This is a genomic window from Vreelandella sp. L-25, from assembly GCF_056857535.1.
In genome coordinates, this window is sequence record NZ_JBSXNH010000056.1 from 1 (window position 1) to 4746 (window position 4746).

The following is a 4746-nucleotide window of genomic DNA, read 5'->3' on the forward strand; positions in this document are numbered from 1 at the left end:
CAAAGAAAGCGCTTCGCTCTTCCTCAGTCCAGATTTTTCTGGCATCTGCTTCAAATGTAGGGGTTTCGATGATGGTAAACATGACAGTCAATATACGTCATTGACGGAGTTTTGCAAGATGCTGGTCACAAGGGTTAACGCCAACAGCACGCGCGGCTGCGAAATGGAGGCGAAGCCGCAATGTAGTAGACGTCGCCGTGACTGTATTGGTTAGACGCGGTACCGGCTCTCAATGTACTTCAATCCCGGGATTCGCTGCCTGCAAGCTTGATACCGCCTCATCCGATATGTGTTCGCAATCCAATACCGATATGAATTTAAGCCCCTTGAGTGACTGGAGAAAACCGAGCCCAATATCCGAAACTACAGTACCTTCAAGCCAGATTTCCTCAAGACTCTTGAATGTTGCAAGGCGCTCCATCGCTATGTCGGTTACCCGCGTTCCATCAAGATCAATACAACGCAATGCAGGCATGTCAGGCAAGTTGGCAATTCCGCAATCGGATACCTCTGAATTCTCCAGATTCAGAAAGACCGTGTCTGCGCGCACAGAGGCTAGGTCCGCATCGCTGAACAAAGAGCCATCTACATAGCCAAATTGACCCTTTAAGCGGAAAACCAGTCTGTCGTCTGACTTCATACCCATCTCGTCTAACGCTTAGCTTAGCGGCGCCCTTGCAATGGAGGCGAAGCCGCAATGAAAAGGGCGTCCGGCGGCCATCGGCCGCGTACTACAGCGACTTGTTATGACTTGCGAAGTTCGCCTGCTCCCTAGCCGGCCGCTGCCTAAGAAGACACTTCATGGCCATCGAAATTTTTAATGTGACGATCACTATAACTTTCGGGATTCATTCGGATCTTCGTGGCCAATGACACCAAAGCCTCTCGATTTCGGTTGTCATATTCGGTGACCTCGGACTCAGACAATTGAATGTCCACGGAGTACATCGCCACTGACCCACACAGAACCGTGAAAAACAGCTTCCCTTCATCTCTGAATAACATCCAGTCCCATGGACTCGACTCTAAAACCTGCACAAAGACCTCATAGAGTCATAACAGTGATTATACGCCCTGCCATGAAACCTCAATGAACGTGACATCACAATGACTGAGGTTTCATAGCCACCAAATTGAATCTACCTCATTGATTCTACAGCGTGCAAAGAGAATTTTGGCGATGTAGCCAAAATTCGCGAGCTTGCGCGTTTTGCTCGCCCCAATAATACTGTTTTTACATACAGCATTATTAAGGCATTCTCCCATGAAACTGATGGAACGCGTCAAGGCAACCATGAGGGTCAAGCGCTATAGCTTACGCACCGAAAAAACCTATTGTTACTGGATTCGATTTTACATTCGGTTCAACAACTTACGTCACCCTGCCACGCTAACAGGTCATGAAGTACGGCAATTTTTGGAATATCTGGCAATCGAAAGGCACGTGGCAGCGGCTACACAGAATCAAGCACTCAATGCCATCGTCTTCCTTTATCGCCATGTGCTGGACCAACCGCTTGGCGAGATTGGTCAATTTAGCCGAGCTAAGCGCCCTCAGCGCTTACCAGTGGTGCTTTCCCATCAGGAAGTAATGGAGGTATTTCAGCACTTGTCTGGCTCTATGCTTCTCATGGCCTCACTGATGTACGGCTCAGGTTTACGTGTCTCCGAAGCCTGTCGGCTTCGCGTCAAAGATATTGATTTCTCAAGGCAAATCATCACGGTGTATGCAGGCAAAGGCAACAAAGACCGCACCACGCTACTGCCGCCTTCTTGCGTCCAGCCATTACATACGCATATACAAATGGCAGAACAACAACTGAACGCTCGCCTTGAAGCCAACGCTATTCCTGTGTCACTGCCATATGCTCTGGACCGTAAATACCCGAACGCGGGTATTTCACTTGCATGGCAGTGGCTTTTCCCTTCCCCCAGGCCTTGCTTCGATGAGAGGGGGCGCGTCGTTCTACATCACATTCATGCCTCTGCCGTCCAAAAAGCCGTCAAATATGCCATGCGCTCATCTTCTTTAACACGCCCTGGCTCATGCCACTCTTTGCGGCACCGTTTCGCCACTCAGCTACTAAGCCAAGGTACTGACATTCGCACTGTTCAAGAGCTGCTGGGCCATAAAAATATCGAAACCACCCAAATATACACCCATGTGCTAGGCAATGGATTTGCGGGTGTCAGAAGTCCATTGGGTTAGTGAAGGGCAGTCATACTTCAATGATGCCCATTGTCGATCAAGCTAACGCCCCTTGCATCTCCCCCTCTCGCCTCCTACACTGCGCTGAATACTGCTTGACGGGGTGCCGGTGGAACCGGCTGAGATCGCTATACGGCTGGCTGCTGCAGCAAGTCGTCACGGCGGGGCCCGTTGAACCTGATCCGGCTAGTACCGGCGTAGGAATCAAGCGGTGGTTGGGGGTGCGCCGTGTTCACCTGATACCTTGCCCCAACTCACTCTCCCTTCGCCCGTGCGCCGGTTCGCTGTACCACCGGAGGCATCCAATATGGGCTACCGCTTTACCGATCTCACCACTGCTTGCCAGCAAGATTGGCGCGCCTACATCGAGCACGATTTCGTGCACCAGCTGGGCAACGCCACGCTGCCTGAGGCATCGTTTCGCCACTACCTGAAGCAGGATTATCTGTTCTTGATCCACTTCGCCCGCGCCTATGCGCTAGCCGCTTACAAAAGCCCCACCCTGGCAGATCTACGCCAAGCCCACGAAGGCATGAAAGCCATCGTGGACGTGGAGTTGGGCCTGCACGTGGGCTTTTGTCAGGAGTGGGGGATTTCCGAGCAGGAGCTTGCCGAACTCCCCGAAGCCCGCGCTACGCTGGCCTACACCCGCTATGTGCTGGATACCGGCAACCGCGGCGACCTGCTCGATTTGCACGTGGCGCTGGCCCCGTGCCTGGTGGGCTACGGCGAAATCGCCAACTGGCTGAACGCGCAGCCTTCCACGCTGCGCGGCGCGCAAAACCCGTTTGATGCCTGGATCGCCATGTACGAAGGCGAGGAGTTCCAGGCCGCCATGCAGGCGGAGCTTGCGTGGCTCGATGCCCGCTTGGCGGATGTCACCCCCGCCCGCTTTGCTGAGCTAAGCAAAATCTTCCGCGATGCCACCCGTCTGGAAATCGACTTCTGGCAGATGGGTTTAGACCTTTCTGAATAATCTCCTACAACATAGAGCAACCGTCATGACCAAGACCGTCAAAAGCAACACCGCACACTTTTTAGCCGAAACCGCCCAGGTCGATGCCGCCGCCGTGGCGCCGCTGCCCGGCTCGCGCAAGGTGTACGTGGAAGGCTCGCGGCCGGATATTCGCGTGCCGTTTCGGGAAATCACCCTCTCGCCCACCAAAACCAGCGGCGCAGATGAGCAGAACCCGCCACTGCTGGTGTACGACACCTCCGGCCCCTACACCGACCCCAGCGCCAACATCGATTTGCGCCAGGGCCTGCCGGAGCTACGCCGGGCCTGGATCGAAGAGCGCAACGACACTGAGTTTCTGGATGGCCCCACCAGCCAGTACGGCCAGCGCCGCGCCAACGACCCCACCCTTGCCCAGCTGCGCTTTGATTTAAGCCGCACACCCCGCCGGGCGAAAGCGGGCAAGAACGTGACCCAGCTGCACTACGCCCGCCAGGGCATCATCACGCCGGAAATGGAGTTCATCGCTCTGCGGGAAAACCAGCGCCGCCAGGCGTTGGGAACGGCAGAGGTGGAGCGCATTCTGGGCCATCAGCATGCGGGCCAGAGCTTCGGCGCCAGCCTGCCCAAAGAGATCACCCCGGAGTTTGTGCGCGATGAAGTCGCCCGTGGCCGGGCAATCATTCCCAACAACATCAACCACCCGGAAAGCGAGCCGATGATCATTGGCCGCAACTTCCTGGTGAAGATCAACGGCAACCTGGGTAACTCGGCGGTCACCTCTTCCATTGAAGAGGAAGTAGACAAGATGACCTGGGGCATCCGCTGGGGCGCGGACACCATCATGGATCTCTCCACCGGCCAGAACATCCATGAAACCCGCGAGTGGATCATCCGCAACTCGCCGGTGCCGATTGGTACGGTGCCCATCTATCAGGCGCTGGAGAAGGTCAACGGCATTGCCGAAAACCTCACCTGGGAGATCTTCCGCGATACGCTGATCGAGCAGGCGGAACAGGGGGTGGATTATTTCACCATTCACGCCGGGGTGCTGCTGCGCTACGTGCCGCTCACCGCCAACCGCGTCACCGGCATCGTCAGCCGTGGCGGCTCCATCATGGCAAAGTGGTGCTTGTATCACCATCAAGAGAGCTTCCTGTATACCCACTTCGAGGAGATCTGCGAGATCTGCAAGCAGTACGATGTGGCGTTCTCGCTGGGCGACGGCCTGCGCCCGGGCTCTATTGCTGATGCAAACGATGAAGCGCAAATGGCGGAGCTGAAAACTCTGGGCGAATTGACCCACATTGCCTGGAAACACGATGTACAGGTGATGATCGAAGGCCCCGGCCACGTGCCCATGCACCTTGTGAAAGAGAACATGGATAAGCAGTTGGAGTACTGCGACGAAGCGCCCTTCTATACCCTTGGGCCGCTGGTAACGGATATCGCCCCCGGCTACGACCACATTACCTCTGGCATTGGGGCGGCGATGATTGGCTGGTTTGGCTGCGCCATGCTCTGCTACGTGACGCCGAAAGAGCACTTGGGCCTGCCCAATAAAGATGACGTAAAAACCGGC

Annotated in this window: 5 protein-coding genes and 1 riboswitch; of the genes, 4 read left to right on the forward strand and 1 reads right to left on the reverse strand. The window is 55.4% G+C overall.

The genetic code is table 11. The features are described 5' to 3' along the window. On the forward strand, positions 1–214 hold a 214-nt coding region (locus tag AC13CN_RS06155), incomplete at its 5' end, for a hypothetical protein (protein ID WP_483053090.1). Positions 215–229: 15 nt separating this feature from the next. Here the strand turns inward: AC13CN_RS06155 and AC13CN_RS06160 are convergent. Next, complete coding sequence (locus AC13CN_RS06160; RefSeq protein ID WP_036149633.1) at positions 230–640, reverse strand: leucine-rich repeat domain-containing protein; 411 nt, start codon at positions 638–640, stop codon at positions 230–232. Between the two features lie 624 nt (positions 641–1264). Here AC13CN_RS06160 and AC13CN_RS06165 point away from each other — a divergent pair. The 3 genes from AC13CN_RS06165 to thiC form a co-directional block, all read left to right on the forward strand. Continuing rightward, the gene (locus AC13CN_RS06165; RefSeq protein ID WP_483053091.1) at positions 1265–2209 is read left to right on the forward strand and encodes an integron integrase; all 945 of its coding nucleotides are present in this window, start codon (positions 1265–1267) and stop codon (positions 2207–2209) included. An 89-nt stretch (positions 2210–2298) separates the two neighbouring features. Beyond that, positions 2299–2430, forward strand: a riboswitch (TPP riboswitch). An 86-nt stretch (positions 2431–2516) separates the two neighbouring features. Continuing rightward, complete coding sequence (tenA, locus tag AC13CN_RS06170) at positions 2517–3185, forward strand: thiaminase II (RefSeq protein ID WP_137095122.1); 669 nt, start codon at positions 2517–2519, stop codon at positions 3183–3185. A 25-nt stretch (positions 3186–3210) separates the two neighbouring features. Next, a partial coding sequence (gene thiC, locus AC13CN_RS06175; protein ID WP_483053092.1) for a phosphomethylpyrimidine synthase ThiC occupies positions 3211–4746 on the forward strand: 1536 nt, incomplete at its 3' end.

Excerpts from the sequence above, each read along its gene's own strand:
- AC13CN_RS06160 (WP_036149633.1), bottom strand. The coding sequence starts at position 640 with ATGAAGTCAGACGACAGACTGGTTTTCCGCTTAAAGGGTCAATTTGGC.
- AC13CN_RS06165 (WP_483053091.1), top strand. The coding sequence starts at position 1,265 with ATGAAACTGATGGAACGCGTCAAGGCAACCATGAGGGTCAAGCGCTAT.
- tenA (WP_137095122.1), top strand. The coding sequence starts at position 2,517 with ATGGGCTACCGCTTTACCGATCTCACCACTGCTTGCCAGCAAGATTGG.